Here is a 20,594-nt window from a genome sequence, read left to right as displayed (position 1 = left end):
ATGTTCTCGACAGTCCTCGTCGCCAACCGCGGTGAGATCGCCGTCCGCGTCATCCGCACGCTGCGGCGCCTCGGGATCCGCTCGGTCGCCGTCCACTCCGACGCCGACGCCGGCGCGCCGCACGTGACGGCCGCCGACCTCGCGGTCCGCATCGGCCCGGCCGCGGCCGCTTCGTCGTACCTCTCGATCGAGGCCATCGTCGCGGCGGCCCGGAACGCGGGCGCCGAGGCCGTCCACCCGGGCTACGGCTTCCTGTCCGAGAACACCGCCTTCGCGGCCGCGTGCGAGGCCGCCGGGCTGGTCTTCATCGGGCCGCCGGCCACGGCGATCGACGCGATGGGCGACAAGATCCGCGCCAAGCAGACCGTGGCGAAGGCCGGCGTGCCGGTCGTCCCCGGATCCGAGGGCGTCGGCCTGTCCGACGCGGAGCTGACCGCGGCGGTCACCGGGATCGGCTATCCGGTGCTGCTCAAACCGTCGGCCGGCGGCGGCGGCAAGGGCATGCGCGAGGTGCACCGGGCCGAGGACCTGGCGGCCGCGATCGCGAGCGCCCGGCGGGAGGCGCGGGGCTCGTTCGGCGACGACACGCTGCTGGTCGAACGGCTCGTCACCACGCCCCGGCACATCGAGATCCAGGTGCTCGCCGACCGGCACGGCAACGTCACCCACCTCGGCGAACGCGAGTGCTCGCTGCAACGCCGGCACCAGAAGATCGTCGAGGAGGCGCCGTCGCCGCTGCTCAGCGACGAGCAGCGGCAGGCCATGGGCGCGGCCGCCTGCGACGCGGCCCGAGCCTGCGGGTACGTGGGCGCCGGCACCGTCGAGTTCATCGTCGCCGGTGACCGGCCCGACCACTGGTACTTCATGGAGATGAACACCCGGCTCCAGGTCGAGCATCCGGTCACCGAGGAGGTGTACGGGGTGGATCTGGTCGAGGCGCAACTGCGCGTCGCGGCGGGCGAGGTCGCGCCGTGGCCGGCCTCGCCGCGGCCGCGCGGGCATGCGATCGAGGTTCGGGTGTACGCCGAGGACCCGGCCGCCGGATTCCTGCCGACCGGTGGCCGGATCCTGGCGCTGCGCGAACCCGCCGGTGTCCGGGTCGACTCCGGGGTGGCCGAGGGCGGGGTCGTCGGCTCCGACTACGACCCGATGCTTTCCAAGATCATTTCGTACGGGGCGGACCGTGCCGAGGCGCTGCACCGGCTCGACGCCGCCCTGGCCGAGACGGTGCTGCTCGGGCTCGGCACCAACATCGGGTTCCTGCGGGCGCTGCTCGCCGACCCCGACGTACGGGCCGGAAACCTCGACACCGGGCTCGTCGGCCGCCGCCTCGACACGCTCACCGGCCAGGACCTGCCCTCCGACGTGCTCGGCGCCGCCGTCGGGCTGGCCCTGCTCGACCTGGAACCGGCCGCGCCCGCCCTGGCCGACCCGTTCGACATCCCCGGCGGATGGCGGCTCGGCGACCGGGCCTGGACCACCCGGCGGATCGGCGCGGCCGGGCACGAGCCGGTCATGATCCGGTACCGGGGACGGGCCGCCGACGCCGAGATCAGCATCGACGGCGGGCCGCCCGTGCGGATCGCCACCCGGGCCGACGGACGGCACACGCAGGACGGGGTGACCCGCACCTACGCGTACGCCCGGGACGCGGCCGGGGTGCTGTGGATCGGGCGCGACGGGCGGGCCTGGGCACTGCACGACCACGAGGCGCTGGACGCCTCCGCCGACGGAACCGCCGGAGCGGGCGGGCCGATCCTGTCACCCATGCCCGGAACCGTCACCGTCGTCGCCGTCAGCGAGGGCGACCGGGTCACCGCCGGGCAGACCGTCGCCGTCGTCGAGGCCATGAAGATGGAACACGCCCTCACCGCCCCGGTCGACGGCACGGTCACCGAACTGCGTGCCCGGGCCGGCGCGACGGTCGCCAAGGACGCCGTCCTCCTGGTGATCGAGGCGGATTGATCCGGGCAGAACTCGTTGCCCTCGGACCGTATCGGCGCGGGCCGAGACAGCGACGCTGTCTCGGCCCAGTAGATCTTGGCGCGACACGTTTGTGACCTCCACCCCGTTGGCGGCTCACACCCTATCGCCGCCCTGCGCAATGGTCGCGCCTGACCAGGATCGGGCCGGATCAGCACCTCTGCGAATGCATCGTCCCCGCCACGGCAAGACGCCGGTCCACCGCTGCCGACCGCTGGTCGTGACGGCGGCGGTCGGCCCGAGCGCGGACAGCAGCAAATGAGGATGCCGTCGGGCCTGATGGCGACCTCCGCACCACGCTGAAAGACCACGGCGGACTCATGTCTCGTAGGCGAGCGCCTTCTGGAGGTGGAAGTCCGCAACGCCGAGCATCCACTCCCGGTTCGGGAAGTCGCCCTCGGCGATACGGAGCGGGCCGCCGACCAGGTCCAGGTGCATGACGTACTGGTAGTACTTGACGCGTTGCGGGTCGAGGTCCGGGTTGCGGAGCGCCTCGTAGTGTGGGCCGAAGCGCATCCGCATCCAACAGTGTTCCACTTCGATGTCGGTGTACATCAGGCCCTCGATGTCGATGATGACGGGTTCCCCGTCCGGCCCGACGAGCGTGTGTTCCGCGCAGAGTTCGCCGTGGACCACGCCGTGTTCCACGCGCGGGCCGAGCGCGGCGTGCAGAGTGCGGAGTTTCCCCTCCAGCATTGCCTCGCCTTCGGCCGCGCGGGAATCCGCGCCGGACCACGTGTGCCTGGCGGTCTGCCTCTCGTTTGAGCGCAGGGCGGTTCGTGCACGTCGCCTAGCATGTCCGGCGTGCCGGAGATCGAGAAGACATCGCCGAAGGAACGCATCAGGGCCGCGCGCACCACGCGGTCACCGGTCCTGGACCTGTCCCGGTGTGGTCTTGATGAGCTGCCGAACGCCGTACGCGAGCTGACCCACCTGAGGTCTCTCACGCTGCGGTTCAACAACATCGAGGACCTGCCGCACTGGCTGACCGAACTCGATCAGCTGGTCGAGCTCGACGTCCAGGCGAACGACCTGGCCGGGGTGCCCGAGGTCATCGGCGACCTGACCGGCCTCCGCGTGCTCCGGCTGGACGAGAACAACCTGGAGGACGAGCCGCTGGATCTTCTCGGCGGGCTGACGAACCTCACCCACCTCTCGCTGATCGACACGCGCTCGGACCGGCTGCCGGAGAGCATCGGCAACCTGACCCAGCTGACCGACCTGGACCTGTACCTCGACTGGTTCAACTGCACACCGGAGAGCCTGCCGGACACCCTCGGACAGCTCACCAACCTGACCCGGCTGGAACTGTCCCGCAACGGCCTGTCGACGGTGCCGGAGTGGATTCGCCGCCTGACGAACCTGCGGGTCCTCGGGCTGTGGATGAACGAGATCGACGAGTACCCGCATTGGCTCGGTGAACTGACCGCGCTCACCGAGCTCACGCTGCCCGACGAACCCGACGACGCGCTGCTCGCCATTCTTCGCCAGCTGCCTCACCTGCGGAAACTCAACGACGAAGAGGTGGATCTTCGATGACGGCCGGCGCCTTCGCCTACGTGACGTACGGGACTGAGTGCGACCCTGACGAGCTCGTGCGATTCCTCGACCACGCGATGACCGTCAACGACCGGCTGACCACCGAAGGCCGGCACCAGACTCCGGTGTGTGTATGGGGCCGGCACGGGATCGGGAAGACCGAGATCGTCGAATCCGTGGCCGCCGCCCGCCGGGTGCCGCTGGTGTCGATCGCGCCGGCGCAGTTCGAGGAGATGGGCGACCTGCTCGGCATGCCGGTGGTGGTCGACGGCGGCACGGCGACCCGCATGGCGCCGCCGGAATGGGTGCCCCGGCAGGACGGGCCGGGCATCCTGCTGATCGACGACGTCAACCGCGCCGACGACCGGATCCTGCGCGGCATGATGCAGTTGCTGCAACGGTCCGCCCTGACCTCGTGGCGACTGCCGGCACGTTGGCAGATCGTGCTCACCGCCAATCCGGACGGCGGTGACTACTCGGTGACGCCGATGGACGACGCGATGCTCACCCGGATGCTGCACGTGACGTTGCGCTTCGACGTGAAACGGTGGGCGGGCTGGGCCGAGGCGCACGACGTCGACCCGCGCGGCATCGCGTTCGTGCTGGCGTACCCCGAGACGGTGACCGGTTCACGCACCACGCCGCGCACGCTCGTACAGTTCTTCGACCGGATCCGCGACATCACCGACCTGCGGGCGAATCTCGGCCTGGTCACCATGCTCGGCGAGGCCTGTCTGGACAGTGCCACCGTGTCGGCCTTCGTCGCCTTCGTCAACCGCGGCCTCGACGTGCTGGTGACCCCCGAGGAGATCCTCGGGGCCAAACAGTTCGGCCCCGTCGCCGCACGGCTGACCGAACTGGCCGACCAGGGCGCCGAACGCCGGGTCGACATCCTCGCCGCGGTCTGTACCCGGCTGGTCAACGTCCTGGCGGCTCGCCGGACGAAGCTGACCGCGACCGAGGTGAACAACCTGCGGTCGATGCTGCGGCTCGACGCGCTGCCCGAGGACATGCGGCTGGCGCTGGCCCAGGACCTGGCCATGCTGGACGGTACGGTCGGCGCGTCGCGGGTGCTCAGCGACCCGGCCACGGCACAGATGCTGCTGATGGCGGGAACGATGCGGTGAACGAGCCGCCCAGCGTGCGGTCGGTCCGTGCCGGCGTCGACGCGGCCGCCCGGGATCTCCTGATCCGCGAGCCGTTCTTCGGGCACCTGCTGGTCGGCACGATCCGGTCGGTCGGGGCCGGCGGCTCGGCGGTCCGGCTGGCACCGACCCCGGTGGCGCCCGGCCTGGAGATCGGGACGAGCGAGTGGTCGACCCTGGCGCCCGCGGCCCGGACCGCCTCGCTCAAGCACGAACTGCTGCACCTGGCGCTCAAGCATCCGCTGCGCGGCCGGACGTACGCGTCGCGGCAGCTCTGGGACCTGGCCTGTGATCTGGTGGTCAACGAGCTGATGGACGTTTCCGACCTCCCCGGCGCGATCACCGCCGGGCAGCTTCGGCTGTCGCCGGACCGTTCCGCTGACGAGTACTACGAGCTGCTGCGGGAGCCGTTCCGGGCGGCCTGCCACGCCGACGGGGCCTGCGACAGCGGCGCGGAGGGCGCCGTGGAGGTCATCCGGCGCTGGCTGGCGGGTCCCGGGGCGGCCCGGCATCACGGGTGGCCCGAGTTCAACGCGCTGCCGTCGGCGACGCTGTCGACGTACACGCACAGCGTCGACAGCCTGGTCGCTTCGACCGTACGCCGGGCCCGGCGCCGGGGCTGGGGTTCCCTGCCCGCCGCATTGGTCGCCCAGTTGGAGTCCGTCGGCATGCCTCCGGAGATCCCGTGGCAGCGGGTGTTACGGCTGTTCGGCGCGACCAGCGAGCGGACCTTCGTGCGTAACGTGCTGTCCCGGCCGTCGAAGCGGTACGGCACCGCGCCGGGCACCCGGGTTCGCCGGCGGACCCGGCTGGTGGTCGCGGTCGACACCTCGGGCAGCGTCTCCACCGCCGACATCGCCGCGTTCTTCGCCGAGATCCACGGGATGTGGCGGCGCGGGGCGGACATCACCGTGCTGGAAGCCGACGCCGAGGTGCACCGCGAGTACCAGTACCGGGGGCGGGCACCGGCGGCGGTGACCGGGCGGGGTGGCACCTGCCTACGGCCGGTGCTGGTGCGGGCCAACGAACTCGCCGCCGACGGGTTGGTCTATCTCACCGACGGTCACGCGCCGAGCCCGTGCGAGCTGTGTGTCCGGCCCCGCATGCCGGTGCTGTGGGTGCTGACGGCCGACGGCGTGGCGCCGGGCGCCTCCCGCCTGCCCGGGCGCAGAACCCGCCTGACCCGCCCGGCCCGCACCTGACCGTTGGTCCGCGCCGTACCGGCAGGACGCCCGCGGACTCCGGACGGTGCGATGGCGTCAAGCGTTCGCCAGATCGGTCCGGACGGTGATGCCGCGTCCCCGCAGCCGGGCGATCAGGTCCCGGTTGGCAGCGTCGTCGTCGAGCGACGCACCCTCCAGCAGCAGCTGGCGCAGCTCCGGTAGGTCGACCATCCACTCCGGGAGCCGGCGCAGCCGGGTTCCGCGCAGGTTCAGCCCCACCAGGTTCGGCATCGCGCGCATGGAGTTCGGCAGCGCGGCGATGTGCTGGTGGCTGAGATCCAGATGGGCCAGCCCGATGAGCCCGTCGAACAGATCCGGCAGCGTGGTCAGGTGGGCGGGCCAGGGCGGCTTCCAGTTGGACAGGCCCAGGCTGAGCCGCACCAGATCGCCCATCGCGAACAGGACCGTCGGGACCTGTACGAGGTGATTGTTGGACAGATCCAGATGACGCAGGTTGCGCAGTTCCGCGATCCCGGCCGGCAGCGAGGTGAGCCGGTTGTGTCCCAGGTCGAGGGTGTGCAGCCCGGTGAGGCGTCCGATGTCGTCGGGCAGTTCCACAAGGTCGGCCTGCTCGACCCGGAGGTGGCCCAGGTCGGTCAGTTCCAGGACGTACGGCGGCAGGTGCGTGAACGTCATCCATCCACCACGGATGTCCAGCATCCGCCCGAACCGGTCGGGGTCCCGCCGGGCGATGAGCAGGGTGAGCAGCCGGACGCCGTCGATCGTGCCGGGGCACAGCTCGGCCAGATCGTGTGCGGCGGACATCACGTCCCATGAGGTGGCCGAGTCGCGGAACACGTTCGTCCGGGCGAACGCGCCGGCCATCGCGTCCCGCAACGCCGCCGGGGCGTGTTCGGCGAGCAGTTTCTGGGCACCGCCGCGGACCGGCCGGCCCAGCCGGGTGTCCTTCCAGACGACGATCAGCTCCTCCAGCAGCCCCGGCGGCAGGCCACCCTGCCGGGCCAGGTCCACCGCCAGCTTGATGTTGGCCTCGTCCGGCGACGTCAGCAGCGCCCGCAGCCGGGCGGCCAGTTCCTCCCCCTCGCCGGCGGCACCGGACAGCGGCTGCGGTGCGGCCCGGTCGAGCAGGTCACGCAGCTGGGACTCCAGGATCAGCGGGACGCCGGCATCCAGGTGTGCCAGCGCCCGGCCCTTGTGCTGCTCACCGGCGACGGCCAGCCGGGTCGCCGGGCCAGGCCGGCGTTGCAGGGTGGCGCCCACCTCCGCGAGCCGGTCGGCCAGCACCGCCTGGTCGGAATTGATCTTCCCTGCCAGCAGTACCCCGTCACCCGGGCGCAGGCCACCCTCCGGGGCGGTGAGCCGGTCGGCCAGCAGCCGTTTCGCGGCCTGCCGGACCGCCGGCACGCCCGAGTCCATCGCCGCCACCAGGTCGCGTACGCCGGACTGTTCCGCCGTGCCGTCGCCGGTGCCGAACAACAGCGCCACGTGCAACAGCCGCTCCGGCGCCGGCAGGTCCCGGCGCGCGAAGTCGGTTCGCAACGCCCGTACCTGACCGGGCCGGACGGCCTCGCCGCTGCGCTCGAAGGTGAACTCCTCCAGGGTCGGCACCTGGACCAGCCGAGTCAATGTGCCGGTGGGCAGCGGCCCGCGGAAGTGGGCACCCAGCTCCAGCCGGGCCAGCCTCGGCAGGTCCGCGAGCGCCGCCAGCGTTTCCTCGTCGTCGCCCCAGACGTCCACCCACTCCAGGTTGACGAACTCCCGCAGCCGGTGGCCAGGTCTCCCTCCGGCCCTGAGACGGCGTACAGCCGCGGGGCCGGCCGCGCGTGCGGCTTCCATGCCGCGGAACAGTGGCGGATCCAGGTGGGCGAACAACTCCGCGTACCCCGGATGAGGCCACATGGGGGCCAGCGCCATGTCGTCGCGGATCAACCAGAGGGAACCGTCGTTACGCTTTCCGGCGGCTACCATCTGCACCACCCGGTCCCGGTCACCCAGTTCGAAGTACACCCGGGCCGCGCAGTGGAAGATCTTCGGATACGCCGGTCCGTGCGGCAGCGCCGCGGCCAGGTAGATGCGCGCCCGTTCCGGGTCGATCGGGCCGGCATACTCGTGGTACAGCGTCTCCAGCGCCGCGCAGTAGGTCTTGGCCTGCAGATCCGGCAGGGTCACCAGGTCGTCGAAGAGAACAGGCGCCTCGGCGACACGGCCGGCGGACGCGAACCCGGCGACCTCCTCGCGCTTGCTCGCCGAGCAGGCTGCCAGGATCTCCCGCCGCTCCACGGGCTCCAGCGCCCGCCATGTCGCCGCGTGTTCCCGCTTGAGCGACCTCGCGAGCGCGGTCACCCGGCCCGTACGCAGGAATTCCCGCACCGCCGCCACGTCATGCCACATCCGTCGTACGCTCCCTGTCCGGCCTTCCGGTCGCCGAGTGTGGCACCCCGGAACAATCCTCGACATCAGGCGATCGAGCAGGATCGCCATCGTGGCCGATCTGCTCGTCAAACAGGCGTGGAAGTCGGTTACAGGCGTGCCGGAACCGCACGTGGTCAAGCATTCCGGTACCCGGCGCGACGCGTTCATAGCCGATGAGCGCGCCAGATTCGGCCGCGGACGACCTGCGCGATCAGCCGTTGTCCTGCTACGGCGAGGACATCTCCGGTGCGCTCATCGACATGATGGAGGAATAGGGCGCCGGCGTTCGGGTGCACCCGAAAGTGGATGGTCTCCTGGTGGGCTACCGGGACCTTTTCGACAGGTTCGCTGCTAGCAGCGACCGGACCAACCCTTCGAGGACCAGGCTCGCGAGCGGGTCGGCCGATTGCCGCGCTGCCAGCCGACCGTGCCGCTGAAGAAGTGAAGGATTCGTGGAGCACGCGACGCCCAGCGGGAGCCGGATTCCGTCATCGCCGGTTCGCCCGAACCGTCAGTCGAGACAGAATTCGTTGCCCTCGACGTCCTGCATCACGAGGCACGATTCGTTGAAGCCATCAGCGGTCAGTAGTCGCACGCGTACCGCGCCGAGCGCGAGCAGCCGGGCGCATTCGGCCTCAAGGGCCGCCAGGCGCTCCTCACCCACGAGCCCGGTACCGACCCGCACGTCGAGGTGCAACCGATTCTTTATGACCTTGTCTTCCGGGACGCGCTGGAAATACAGGCGCGGGCCCGCCCCGGTGGGATCGCCGCACGCGAACCAGGCGCCGCGCTTCTCCTCCGGGCGTGACTGCCAGTAGGCGTCCCAGGTGCCGAAACCGCCGGGTGGTGATGGTGGCTCATACCCGAGCACCGCACACCAGAAGCGGGCGACCCGCTCGGGATCCGCGCAGTCGAACGTGACCTGGAACTGCCTCACCGATGCCATTCGATCACCATAAAGGCCCGGCCCCGGGCGCCTTTGCGGGTCTCGCTCCGGGTGGGTGGTTGCGGTGGTGCTTGCTCGGTGCTGTTCTGGAGTCTCTTTCCCGGTTGTGGCCTGGCGTCGATGTCAGGTCGCCTGTTCGCGTGTTTCCCCGCCTTCGCCGCGAGATTCGCCCGGTCACCGCCAACCGCTCGATCCATCCGCAAACGTCGATGTAAATCTTGGGCAATCGTCGCCGACCGGCGCGATCTTGCGCGATCGTGGCCGTCCGGATGCATCCGATCACCCAAGGTCCTCCAGGGAAAATAGATCATGGGCGATGATCTACCGCCGGATGACAACCAGGAATCAAGATCGGCCCGAACGACGACCCGCCCAACGTGACCAGCGCGACGGCCGAGAGCGGGCAACCCCGGTGCCTGGCCGGCAACACCGCAACCACCCGCCCAGCGTTACCGAAAGGCGGGACGGCCGCGACCGGCGGCATGTGAGGAAGTGGCGGCCGGGCCCGGCCTGCCCGGCCACCGATCTCCGCCCGGCGGGCGCGGCACAGGCCGGAGCAGGCAGTGAGCACGCGCCGACCGGACAGGACGGCCCTGATCAGACGGGACGAGGACACGCGTACAAGAAGAAAGAGCTGGAAGTGAAACGCGGACCTCGACCACGATGGATCTCTAGCCTCGGGCGATATCGGCTACCGGCATCTTCCAGCCGGTGGCCAGACGGGACGGGTGCACGTTCGTGCCGCCGCCGAAGAAGTCGCAGAACTTCATGATCAGCGGGTCCCAGCGGTGCGGGTCGACGTAGGCGGTCCCGGGGATCAGCAGATCCTGCTCGACGTGGGTGCGCAGGACGTCCACGTGGAAGGCGGTCCCCCACGGATCCGGTGTGCCGATCGGGTGGGCGGCCGTCACCCGGCACTCCAGCTGGATCGGGCACTCCGCCACCCGCGGTGGTCTCACCAGATCCGACGGCTGCCCGGTCAGGCCCGCCTCGGCGAACTTGTCGGCCACGTGCCGGTATCCCTGGGTCAGCTTGCGGGGCGGCACCTGTGGGGCGCCGGTGGTGAGGGCGATCCGGTCCACCTCGGCGACCAGGCCGGACGGCACGAGGTTCAGCACGCATTCGCCGTACCGTCGAAGGTTTTCGGTGGTCTGGGAGGTGTTGCCGAGGCCGAGCACGGCGGTCTGGCCCAGCCACCAGGCGGACGACATCGGGGCCAGGTTCGCCGAGCCGTCCGGGTTGCGGGAGCTGATCAGCACGACCGGTGTGCCGAAGTAGAGGACCTTGAGTCCCGGAACCACATGCATGCGCTCCACCCTGTCCGCCGGCGTTCGGGGACGCTGGCGGGGATCGGACCTGGCGTTCCGGGTGGACGAGAATCTCCGGTATGCGCGCCGCCCGGCTGATCAATCTGGTTCTGCTGCTCCAGTCGCGGGGCACGATGACCGCCACCGAACTGGCGGCCGAGCTGGAGGTGTCCGAGCGGACCGTCTACCGGGACGTGCTGGCGCTGTCGGCGGCCGGGGTGCCGGTCTACGCCGAGCAGGGACGATCCGGTGGGTACCGGCTGGTCGGCGGCTACCGGACCCGGCTCACCGGGCTGAACCGGGACGAGGCGGAGGCGCTGTTCCTGGCCGGGCTGCCCGGACCGGCCCGGGACATGGGACTTGGCGAGCCGGTGCGGTCGGTGCGCCGCAAGATGCTGGCCGCGCTTCCGGCCGGACTGCGGGAGGCCTCGGAACGGGCCGGGCAACGGTTCCACCTCGACGCCCCGGGCTGGTTCGACGACACCGAACCGCCGGAGCATCTCGCCGCGCTGGCCCGGGCCGTGTGGCAGGACCGGGTGCTGACCATGCGCTACCGGCGGGACGGGGAGGTCACCCGGACGGTCTCGCCGTACGGGCTCGTGCTGAAGAACGGGGTCTGGTATCTGGTCGGCAGGGTCGGGGACGATCTGCGGTCCTACCGGGTGGACCGGATCACCGGGGTGGAGGAGGACGGCGCTTCGTTCGTACGCGAAACGGATTTTGATCTGCCGTCGTTCTGGGCGGAACGGGCGGCCGAGTTCGTGCGGCGGATGCTGCGGGAGACGATCACGATCCGGCTCAGCCCGCACGGGCAGCGGATCCTGCGGCACGTCGTCGAGCCGCCCGCCGCGCGGGAGGCCCTCGACGCGGCCGGGGAGCCGGATCCGGACGGATGGGTGCGGACCCGGCTGCCGGTCGAGTCGATCGACGTCGCCTACACGTACCTGCTGCGGTTCGGCCCGGAGGCCGAGGTGCTGGAGCCGCCCGCCCTGCGTGCCCGGCTCGCCGAGGCCGCGCGGCGCCTGAGCGATCTCTACCGGTAGCCGGTGACGTCGGCGGGCTTGCCTGGATCCTGCACCTCGACGAGATAGCGCCAGGCGTCCGGCCGGCTCCCGTCGACGTCGGTGAAGCCGTAGACCTTGGCGAGTTCGCCGCTGGACACCGACTTCCCGTTCCAGCGGGCGCGATCCGGGTCGGCCGCCAGTGCGGCGACGGCGCGGCCCACGTACGCCGGCGTCTCGGAGATCGCGAAGTGCGGCTCCTTGGCGCAGCCGTCCCGCCAGTTCTCCTCGGTGACGCCGTAGTTCTCCAGCATCATCTCCGAGCGCAGCCAGCCCGGGGTGAGCGCCACCGCGGTCGCCTGATGCCCGGCCAGTTCCCGGGACCAGCTGAAGGCGAGCCGGTTCACCGACCATTTCGCCAGGTCGTAGAAGACCGACAACCGGTAGTTCACGGCGTTGTAATCGGTGGTGCCGTCGCCGACCTCGACCACCAGGCCGCCCGGGTTGCGGATCAGCAGCGGCAGCGCGAAATGGCTTGTCACGATGTGCGAGTCGACGGCCTGGCGGAGCAGCCGGAACCCCTGGTCGAGGTCCTGCTCCCAGACCGGCTCGTTCCATGTGGTCAACGGATCCCCGCCCCAGACGTCGTTGACCAGCACGTCGAGGCGGCCCTGCTCGTCGTCGATCCGTTTCACCAGCGCGGCGACCCGGTCCTGGTCGAGATGGTCGACGGCCACCGCGATGCCGGTGCCGCCGGCAGCGGTGACCAGTTCGGCGGTCTCCTCGATCGTCTCCGGCCGGTTCATCGGCGAACGGCTCTCACGGGTGGTGCGGCCGGTCGCGTAGACGGTCGCCCCGGCCGCGCCGAGCTGCACCGCGATCTGCCGCCCGGCGCCGCGCGTCGCCCCGGCCACGAGGGCCACCTTCCCGGCCAATGCTTTCTGCGTCATGCCACCCAGGCTTCCGCCGAAACCTGACAACGGACGTCCGATTTAAAACCCGTCATCGGTACGGCGACATGCGCTCAGGCGATGTGGACGGCATCTACCTGTTCGAAGGCACCGGGTTCGTGGGTGCTTCCTGTCGACGCTGATTCAGACCGGTTCCAGGAGGATCGCGGAACCCTGGCCGCCTCCTCCACAGATGGCGGCGGCGCCCAGGCCGGTGGTGCCCGGCTCGTGGAGTTGGCGGGCCAGGGTGCCCACGATGCGGGCGCCGGAGGCGCCGATCGGGTGGCCCAGGGCGATGGCTCCGCCGTGGACGTTGACGATGCCGGGGTCGATGCCGAGGGCGTCTACCGAGGCCAGGGCCACCGACGCGAACGCCTCGTTGATCTCCACGCGGCCCAGGACGGACGGGTCGGCGCCGAGGTCCTTCACAGCCGCCTGGATGGCGGCGGCGGGTTGCAGGTGCAGGCGTACGTCCGGGCCGGCGACCATGGACGACGCCAGCACCCGGGCCAGCGGGCGGGCGCCGTGGGCGGCCGCCGCGGTCGCGCTCATCAGGACCAGTGCGGCGGCGCCGTCGGTGAGCGGGGAGGCGTTGCCCGCGGTGATCGTGCCGTCGGCCGCGAACGCGGGGCGCAGTTTCGCGAGGGTCTCCCCGGTGGTGCCGGGGCGGATGCCGTCGTCGGCGTCCAGGAGGCGGTCGCCGACGCGGCGGTCACGGACCGGGAACGGCTCGATCTCGCCGGTCAGGAAGGCGTGTGAGGCCTCGGCCCGCTGGTGGGAGCGGGCGGCCCAGGCGTCCTGTGCGGGGCGGTCCAGGCCCAGGTCGCTGTTGCCGGCCTCGGTGGACGCGCCCATCGAACGCTGCTCGAACGCGTCGGTGAGCCCGTCCTGTTCCAGGGTGTCGAGGACCTCGATCGCGCCGTAGCGGGTGCCGGCCCGGCCGCCCCGCCAGGCGTGCGGGGCCAGCGACATCGACTCCATGCCGACGGCGACGACCACGTCGGCGCGGCCGGACTCGATGGCGGCGACCCCGGCTGCGACGGCCTCCAGGCCGGACAGGCAGACGGCGTTGAGGGTGGTGGCGGGGGCGGCCAGCGGGATGCCGGCGGTCACCGCGGCCTGGCGGGCCGGGTTCTGCCCGGCCAGGCCCTGCAACACCTGGCCGGCGAAGACGCGCTGCACGGCCGCGGCCGGCACGCCGGCGCGGGACAGGGCCGCGCGGATGGCGTGGGCGCCGAGTTCGGCGGCCGGCACGGTGGCGAGAGATCCGGAGAAACGAACGAACGGGGTACGGGCATAGCCCGCGATCACGATGCTCATGTCAGCTCCATGGCGAGACCGGCTGGAGGGGTGAAGGCGGTCACGTCAACTCGACGGTGAAGTCGGCGCCGGTCACGTCGCGTAGGTCGTCGATGGACTGGTCGTCGGCGAGGCGGCGCAGGATCAGCCTGTCGCCGGCCACGTCGAGGACGGCGCGGTCGGAGATGATGCGGTCGACGACGCCGGCGCCGGTCAGCGGCAACGTGCACCTCTCGACGATCTTCGGGCTGCCGTCCTTCGCCACGTGCTCGGTGACGACGATGACGCGCGGGGTGCCGGCGACCAGGTCCATCGCGCCGCCCATGCCCTTGACGAGCTTGCCGGGAATGGTCCAGTTGGCCAGGTCGCCGTTGGCCGCCACCTGGAGCGCGCCGAGGATGGCGGTCTGCACGTGACCGCCGCGGATCATGCCGAACGAGGTGGCCGAGTCGAACACCGACGCCCCGGCCAGCAGGGTGACGGTCTGCTTGCCGGCGTTGATCAGGTCCGGGTCCTCGTCACCCTCGTACGGGAACGGCCCCATGCCGAGGATGCCGTTCTCACTCTGCAACGTCACCCGTACCCCGGCGGGCAGGTGGTTGGCGACCAGGGTGGGGATGCCGATGCCGAGGTTGACGTACTGGCCGTCGGTCAGCTCGGAGGCCGCGATCGCCGCCATGTCGTCACGCGTCCACACGGGGGCGCACCGTCCTCTGCTCGATGTCCTTGTCACGGATCTCGGTCGCCACCAGGTGCCGCACGAAGATGCCGGGGGTGTGCACGTCGTCCGGGTGCAGGTGGACGTCCTCGACGATCTCGGCCTCGGCGATGGTGGTCCGGCCGGCGGCGGCGACCAGCGGGTTGAAGTTGCGGGCGGTCAACCGGAACCGCAGGTTGCCCTCGAGGTCGGCACGATGGGCGCGCACCAGGGCCAGGTCCGCCACGATCGCGCGCTCGAGGACCGTACGCATGCCGTCGAAGTCTTTGTGGGGTTTGCCGTCGGCGACCGGGGTGCCGGCGCCGGTCGGGGTGTAGAAGGCGGGGATGCCGGCGCCGCCGGCGCGGAGGCGTTCGGCGAGGGTGCCCTGGGGGACGAACTCGACGTCCAGCTCACCGTCGAGGTACTGCTTGGCGAAGAGCCTGTTCTCGCCGACGTAGGAGGCGAGGACCCTGCGGACCTGGCGGTTCTCCAGCAGCAGGCCGAGGCCCTTGCCGTCGACGCCCATGTTGTTGCTGACGATGGTGAGGTCTCTGACGCCGCTGTCCCGCAGCGCGGTGATCAGCGAGGTGGGGATGCCGGACAGGCCGAAGCCGCCGACCGCCACGGTCATGCCGTCCCGGGCGACGGCGGCGACGGCTTTCGCCGCGCTGTCGACGAGTTTGCTCATGGCCGGGCACGCTAGGCACACCGGCCGCGCGGACCGTCACATTGATCGCTGCGTGATCGCCGTGAGCGAAGGATGCTCATAATGTGAGCATGCAGGGGTCGCAGTTGGTGGCGCGGGTGGCGGCGGTGCTGCGCCGGGTGGGTTCCGGCGCGGCGCAGGGGGTGACCACCGCGGAGGTGGCGTCGGCGACCGGGCTGCCGCGGTCGACGGCGCAGCGGGTGCTCGCGGCGCTGGCCGAGGAGGGGTTCGTCGACCGGGACGCCCGGCGTGGCCGCTGGTATCCGGGGCCCGAGTTGTTCCTGCTCGGGTCGGTGGCGGCGGAACGGTACGACGTGACGTCCACAGCCCGGGAGGTGCTGCGCTCGCTGGCCGAACGGACCGGGGAGAGCGCCTTCTTCTCGGCCCGGCGCGGCGGGGAGACGGTGTGCCTGGCCGAGGTGGAGGGCAGTTTCCCGCTGCGGTCGCACGTGCTGTACGAGGGTCTGCGGCTGCCGCTGGGGGTGGCGTCGGCGGGGCTGGCGATCCTGGCGTACCTGCCCCTGGAGGAGGCCGCGCCCCACATCGGCACGCCGGAGCTGGCGAAACGGGTGGCGGCCACCCGGCGGCGGGGGTACGCGGTGAACCCCGGCCTGATCGTCCCGGGCAGCTGGGGCGTGGGGGCGGTGGTGTTCGACCGGACCGGCGCCCCGGCCTGGGCACTGAGCCTGACCGGTGTGGAGTCCCGGTTCAACGGCGACCGGACCGCCCAGCTCGGCGCCCTGCTGCTGGAGGCGGCGCACACGCTGACCCGGCGGATCGCCCACCGGCCCTGATCCCCTATCGTTTCGCATCGATGAGGCAGCCCACCAGAGAGCCCGGACGCGGGCTGCGCGCCGAGCGGGTCGAGCACACCCGCGCCCGGATCCTCGTCGCGGCCGAGCGGCTCTTCGCCGAGCACGGCGTCTTCAACGTCTCCAACCGGCAGATCAGCGAGGCGGCCGGGCAGGGCAACAACACGGCGGTGAGCTACCACTTCGGCAGCAAGAACGACCTGGTGCGGGCGATCATCGCGCGGCACGCGGTGCCGGTGGAGGAGATCCGGCGGCAGCTGCACGACCGGTACGCGGACAGCGCCACCCTGCGGGACTGGGTCACCTGCACGGTCCGGCCGATCACCGACCACCTGGCCGCGCTGGGCAGCCCGAGCTGGTACGCCCGGTTCGCCGCCCAGCTGATGACCGAGCCGGCACTGCGACAGTTGGCGGCCGCCGAGTTCGAGGGGGTGGAGATGCTGCACCGGGTCACCGCGCGGCTGCACGACTGCCTGCCGGATCTGCCGCCGCGGGTCCGCCTGGAACGGGACGACATGGCCCGTACCCTGATCGTGCATTTCTGCGCGGAGCGGGAGCGCACCGCCGACCCGGCGTGGCAGTCGATCGCGGGCGGTCTGATCAATGCGATCGAGGGACTCTACCGAGCGCCGAACCTCTGATCACCCAGCGTCCACATCGTCCGGTGCGCCCCGGGGCCCACACTTTAAGTCAATCAGCTGATTTAAAATCCCCCTCATGTCTCACATCCCCCACCGCTACCGGCCCGCGGAACTCGACGCGCTGCGGGCGCGCTACCGGGCCGAACGCGACCGCCGGATCCGCCCGGACGCAGCGACCCGGTACCGGCGGGCGGCCGGCGAGTTCGGCTACTACGCCAAGGACCCCTACACGCCGTTCGCGGTGCGGGAGCCGAAGAACGACCGGGTGGATGCCGTGGTCGTCGGCGGCGGCTTCGGGGGTCTGCTCACCGGCGCGAAGCTGCGCGAGGCCGGCGTCCAGCGGATCCGGATGATCGACGAGGCCGGGGACTTCGGCGGAACCTGGTACTGGAACCGGTATCCCGGCGTCCACTGCGACATCGAGTCCACGGTCTACATGCCGCTGCTCGAGGAGGTCGGCTACGTCCCGAAGTGGCGGTACGCCCCGGGCGAGGAGATCCGGCGGCACTGTGTCGCCATCGCGCAACGGTACGACCTGTACGACGACACGCTGTTCCACACCCGCGTGACCGGGCTGCGGTGGGACGACGGCACATGCGAGTGGACGGTGACGACCGACCGCGGCGACGAGTTCCGTTCCCGCTACGTGGTCGTCTCCTCCGGCACCCTGACGCAGCCGAAACTCCCCGGCATCCCGGGCATCGAGACGTTCGCCGGGCACACCTTCCACACCAGCCGCTGGGACTACGGCTACACCGGCGACGACCTGTCTAAGCTGGCCGGCCTCCGCGTCGCCGTGGTCGGCACCGGCGCCACCGCCATCCAGGTGGTCCCGCACGTGGCCGAGGCGGCCGGCCGGCTGTACGTCTTCCAGCGCACCCCGTCGTCGGTCGACGTCCGCGACAACCGGCCGACCGACCCGGAGTGGGCCGCCACGCTGAAGCCGGGCTGGCAGCGGGAGCGGATGGAGAACTTCCTGACCATCGTCACCGGCGGCCACACCGGACAGGACCTGGTCGGCGACGGCTGGACCGCCACGGCCCGTCTCCAGCGGCAGATGCTGACCGGATCGCTGGACCCGAACATCTCCGCCGAGGAACGCGACCACCTCGACGAACTGGCCGACTTCCGCAAGATGGACGAGATCCGGGCCCGCGTCGAGGAGGTGGTCGACGACCCGGTGACCGCCGCGGTCCTCCAGCCCTGGTACCGGTACATGTGCAAGCGGCCCGGCTTCAGTGACCACTACCTCCAGGCGTTCAATCGGCCGAACGTCACCCTGGTCGACACCGCCGACCACGGCGGCATCACCGCGATGACGCCGTCCGCGGTCGTCGTCGGCGACCGGGAGTACGAGGTGGACTGCGTCGTCTTCGCCACCGGCTTCGAGGTCGGCGTCTCCGGCGTCGTCTCCGGAACCCTGCCGGTGTTCGGGCGCGGTGGTCTGCCGCTGCTCGGGCACTGGCGCAACGGCCCGCGTACGCTGCACGGCTTCTACAGCCACGGCTTCCCGAACCTGTTCCACCTCGGGTCGCTGCAGAACGCGGCCGCGGTCAACTTCGTCCACGTGCTCCAGGAGCAGGCCACCCACATCGGCGCGGTGGTCGCCGAGGCCACCGAGCGCGGCGTGAAGCGGATCGAGCCGACCGCCGAGGCGGAGGAACGGTGGGCCGCCACGATCCGGGAGCACGCACTGGACAACTACCGGTTCCAGGCCGAGTGCACGCCCGGCTACTACAACGGCGAGGGCAACCCTCGGCCGGTCAACCACTCCTTCGGGCCGGGCCCGGTCGTCTTCCACGAGCTGCTGCGCACCTGGCGCGGCGACGGCATGGACGAGGTGCTGGCCGGCTGACGGCGCCTACCGGGGCACCGCCCGGAACCACTCCCGCCGGTCGGCCGGATCGGGGCCACGCCGGGGCAGGACCGGCGGATCCTCACCGGTGACCGGCGCGTAGTGGTCGAAGTGGGCGGTCAGCACGGCCTCGCCGCCGGTCAGGTCGGGCAGCGCCGCCGCGATCCGCGGCACCCGGGACGACGGCAGGGTGCCGCTGACCTCCAGGTAGCCGCCGGCGTCCGCGGTGCCGTCGATGGCCGCCCCCAGCCGGCCGAGCAGGGCGGTCACCGCGTCGGCCTGCTCGTGCGGCAGGTTGACGTCGAACCGTTCGACCGGCTGGCACACCCGGGTGCCGGCCTCGCGCAGCGCGGCGGTCACCACCACCGGGGCGAGGTTGCGGAAGTCCGCCGCCACCGAGGAGATCGACTTGTCGAACTTCTGGTGCGGCCGGCTCTGCCGGGGACAGTACTGCGACGACGTCATGGTGATCACGCAGTCGGTGACCGGCCAGCCGAACCGGCCGTACCGCAGCGCGGCCCGCACGCCCTCCTCGGTGGCCGCGACGAAAGCCGGTGGCAGCCGACCCGGCTCGATGCCCGGGCGGAACTCGATGCCGTGCCCCACCGGCGCGGCCTCGACCCGCAACCCCACCCCGGCGAGGTACGGGTTGCCGCGCTCCCGGACCCGGTCCTCGGCGCCGCCGGTGCCCACCACCCGTTCGATGCAGGCGGTCAGCGTGCCGGAGAAGCGTACGCGGACGCCGTACCGTTCCTCGAGAAGCGACGCGATCACCTCCTTCTGCACCTCGCCGTGCAGCCGGATGACCGCCTCCGACCGGTGCTCGTCGAGCCGCAGGTCGACCAGCGGATCCTCGTCGGCCATGTCGGCGAGCCCGGCGAACAGCGCCAGCCGCTGCGCCGGGTCGACCGGCTCGACCAGGGCCTGCCGGGTCGGCGGTGGGAACCGGTAGAGGTGGCGGCGCGGCGGATCGCCGACGTGCTGGCCGATCCGCGCCGACAGCCCGCGCACCGCCGCGATCTGGCCGGCCGACGCCGACGCGCGGACCAGGATCCCGTCCGGCTCGCTCACCGCGATCTCGGTCACCGTCTGCGGCCGGTCACCGTTCAGAGCGACCCGATCGCGTACGCGCAGACGACCCGACCACAACCGCAGCCAGGCCCGCCGCCCGTGGCCGTCGCGGTCGACGGCGAACACGGTGCCCGCCACCGGGCCGTCCCGCTCGTCGCAGCGGGGCAGCAGGCCGGCCAGGATGTGACGCAGTTGCGGCACGCCGGCGCCGGTGATCGCCGAGCCGCACGCCACCGGCGCCAGTTCGGTGCGGCGGACCGCCCGCCGGATGGCGCGGCGCACGTCGCGGGCCCGGACCGGCTCGCCGGACAGCCACCGCCCGGCGATCGCGTCGTCGGCCTCGGCGACCGCCGCCACGACCGGTTCGGCGTCGAGGGACAGCGCCCGCACCCGGGCGTCGCGGCCGCCCTGCCCGGTGACCGTGGTGAGCATGACCGGGCAGGTGGTGAGCCGTCGCCGGATCTGGCCGAGCACCCGGTCCACGTCGGCGCCGCGCCGGTCGACCTTGTTGACGAAGAACAGCGTGGGCACGCCGATGCGGCGCAGCGCCCGCCAGATGGCGACGGTCTGCGGCTGCACGCCCTCCACGCCGGACACCACGAGCACGGCGGCGTCGAGCACCGCGAGCGAGCGCTCGACCTCGGCGATGAAGTCGGGGTGGCCCGGGGTGTCGAGCAGGTTGACGGTCAGGTCGCCGAGGTGGATCGAGGTGACGGCCGCCCGGATGGTGATGCCGCGGCGGCGCTCCAGCTCCATCGAGTCGGTGCGGGTGGTGCCGTCGTCGACGCTCCCCGGCCGGGACACCGCCCCGGCCTCGAACAGCAGCCGCTCGGTCAGGCTGGTCTTGCCGGCATCAACATGGGCGACGATCCCGAGGTTCAGCAATGGCAAAGCAGATCTCCACGGTAGGACGGGTCGGGGTCCGGAGCGTGGAAGCTGCTCGCATCGGTTTACTCCTCGGTTCGACGATGACGAAGTCGGGGTGGTCGGATGCCGTTACGGTTCCCACCCTGGCACGGGGCCTGCGGCTCCACCACCGATTT

General features: G+C 71.5%; 16 protein-coding genes and 1 pseudogene. 8 read left to right on the top strand and 9 right to left on the bottom strand.

Annotated features, from left to right (window positions below; all coding sequences use genetic code 11):
- The gene (locus KZ829_RS25795; protein ID WP_220146502.1) at positions 1-1,965 is read left to right on the top strand and encodes an acetyl/propionyl/methylcrotonyl-CoA carboxylase subunit alpha; all 1,965 of its coding nucleotides are present in this window, start codon (positions 1-3) and stop codon (positions 1,963-1,965) included.
- A 336-nt stretch (positions 1,966-2,301) separates the two neighbouring features.
- Here the strand turns inward: KZ829_RS25795 and KZ829_RS25790 are convergent.
- Positions 2,302-2,772, bottom strand: a pseudogene (locus KZ829_RS25790) (phosphotransferase); the annotation flags it as partial.
- A 15-nt stretch (positions 2,773-2,787) separates the two neighbouring features.
- On the opposite strand from KZ829_RS25790, the gene KZ829_RS25785 reads away from it, so the two are divergent.
- Genes KZ829_RS25785 through KZ829_RS25775 form a run of 3 tightly spaced genes read left to right on the top strand, consistent with a single transcriptional unit; the run spans position 2,788 to position 5,869 of the window.
- Entirely contained in the window at positions 2,788-3,522 is a 735-nt protein-coding gene (locus tag KZ829_RS25785) for a leucine-rich repeat domain-containing protein (RefSeq protein ID WP_220146501.1), read from the top strand.
- A complete protein-coding gene (locus KZ829_RS25780; protein ID WP_220146500.1) occupies positions 3,519-4,649 on the top strand; it encodes an AAA family ATPase in 1,131 nt (376 codons plus the stop codon). The genes KZ829_RS25785 and KZ829_RS25780 overlap by 4 nt, the downstream gene beginning before the upstream one ends.
- A complete protein-coding gene (locus KZ829_RS25775; protein ID WP_220146499.1) occupies positions 4,646-5,869 on the top strand; it encodes a vWA domain-containing protein in 1,224 nt (407 codons plus the stop codon). Before KZ829_RS25780 ends, KZ829_RS25775 begins: the two co-directional genes overlap by 4 nt.
- Positions 5,870-5,926: 57 nt before the next feature.
- Here KZ829_RS25775 and KZ829_RS25770 read toward each other — a convergent pair whose 3' ends face one another.
- The 3 genes from KZ829_RS25770 to KZ829_RS25760 all read right to left on the bottom strand — a co-directional run bounded on the left by KZ829_RS25770 (position 5,927) and on the right by KZ829_RS25760 (position 10,516).
- Positions 5,927-8,242 carry a leucine-rich repeat domain-containing protein gene (locus tag KZ829_RS25770; protein ID WP_220146498.1) on the bottom strand — a complete coding sequence of 772 codons (2,316 nt, stop codon included), beginning with the start codon at positions 8,240-8,242 and terminating at the stop codon, positions 5,927-5,929.
- A 532-nt stretch (positions 8,243-8,774) separates the two neighbouring features.
- A complete protein-coding gene (locus KZ829_RS25765; protein ID WP_220146497.1) occupies positions 8,775-9,209 on the bottom strand; it encodes a VOC family protein in 435 nt (144 codons plus the stop codon).
- Positions 9,210-9,880: 671 nt separating this feature from the next.
- Positions 9,881-10,516 carry a flavin reductase family protein gene (locus tag KZ829_RS25760; protein ID WP_220146496.1) on the bottom strand — a complete coding sequence of 212 codons (636 nt, stop codon included), beginning with the start codon at positions 10,514-10,516 and terminating at the stop codon, positions 9,881-9,883.
- An 80-nt stretch (positions 10,517-10,596) separates the two neighbouring features.
- Between KZ829_RS25760 and KZ829_RS25755 the strand changes: the two genes are divergently transcribed.
- Positions 10,597-11,559 (top strand): helix-turn-helix transcriptional regulator, encoded by a 963-nt coding sequence (locus KZ829_RS25755; RefSeq protein WP_220146495.1) that lies wholly within the window; start codon positions 10,597-10,599, stop codon positions 11,557-11,559.
- Here the strand turns inward: KZ829_RS25755 and KZ829_RS25750 are convergent.
- The 4 genes from KZ829_RS25750 to KZ829_RS25735 all read right to left on the bottom strand — a co-directional run bounded on the left by KZ829_RS25750 (position 11,550) and on the right by KZ829_RS25735 (position 15,154).
- Positions 11,550-12,467 carry an SDR family oxidoreductase gene (locus tag KZ829_RS25750; protein WP_220146494.1) on the bottom strand — a complete coding sequence of 306 codons (918 nt, stop codon included), beginning with the start codon at positions 12,465-12,467 and terminating at the stop codon, positions 11,550-11,552. The two genes, KZ829_RS25755 and KZ829_RS25750, sit on opposite strands and share 10 nt — an antisense overlap.
- A gap of 144 nt (positions 12,468-12,611) precedes the next feature.
- Positions 12,612-13,787: an acetyl-CoA C-acyltransferase gene (locus tag KZ829_RS25745; RefSeq protein WP_220146493.1), complete on the bottom strand. Its 1,176-nt coding sequence runs from the start codon at positions 13,785-13,787 to the stop codon at positions 12,612-12,614.
- A 40-nt stretch (positions 13,788-13,827) separates the two neighbouring features.
- A complete protein-coding gene (locus KZ829_RS25740; protein ID WP_220146492.1) occupies positions 13,828-14,463 on the bottom strand; it encodes a CoA transferase subunit B in 636 nt (211 codons plus the stop codon).
- Positions 14,450-15,154 (bottom strand): CoA transferase subunit A, encoded by a 705-nt coding sequence (locus KZ829_RS25735; RefSeq protein ID WP_220146491.1) that lies wholly within the window; start codon positions 15,152-15,154, stop codon positions 14,450-14,452. Before KZ829_RS25735 ends, KZ829_RS25740 begins: the two co-directional genes overlap by 14 nt.
- 89 nt (positions 15,155-15,243) lie before the next feature.
- Between KZ829_RS25735 and KZ829_RS25730 the strand changes: the two genes are divergently transcribed.
- From KZ829_RS25730 to KZ829_RS25720, 3 genes are all read left to right on the top strand, one after another.
- Positions 15,244-15,966 carry an IclR family transcriptional regulator gene (locus tag KZ829_RS25730; protein ID WP_220146490.1) on the top strand — a complete coding sequence of 241 codons (723 nt, stop codon included), beginning with the start codon at positions 15,244-15,246 and terminating at the stop codon, positions 15,964-15,966.
- 20 nt (positions 15,967-15,986) lie between these two features.
- Positions 15,987-16,625, top strand: coding sequence for a TetR/AcrR family transcriptional regulator (locus tag KZ829_RS25725; protein ID WP_220146489.1), 639 nt, complete (start codon positions 15,987-15,989; stop codon positions 16,623-16,625).
- Between the two features lie 76 nt (positions 16,626-16,701).
- Entirely contained in the window at positions 16,702-18,480 is a 1,779-nt protein-coding gene (locus tag KZ829_RS25720; RefSeq protein ID WP_220146488.1) for a flavin-containing monooxygenase, read from the top strand.
- A gap of 6 nt (positions 18,481-18,486) precedes the next feature.
- Here KZ829_RS25720 and KZ829_RS25715 read toward each other — a convergent pair whose 3' ends face one another.
- On the bottom strand, positions 18,487-20,442 hold the full coding sequence (locus tag KZ829_RS25715; protein ID WP_220146487.1) for an elongation factor G: 1,956 nt from the start codon (positions 20,440-20,442) through the stop codon (positions 18,487-18,489).
- Positions 20,443-20,594 lie beyond the last annotated feature (152 nt).

The organism is Actinoplanes hulinensis (genome assembly GCF_019429605.1).
Taxonomy (GTDB): Bacteria; Actinomycetota; Actinomycetes; order Mycobacteriales; family Micromonosporaceae; genus Actinoplanes; species Actinoplanes campanulatus.
The sequence above is the reverse complement of the archived record's forward strand: the minus strand, read 5'-3'. Positions and strand labels throughout refer to the sequence as shown.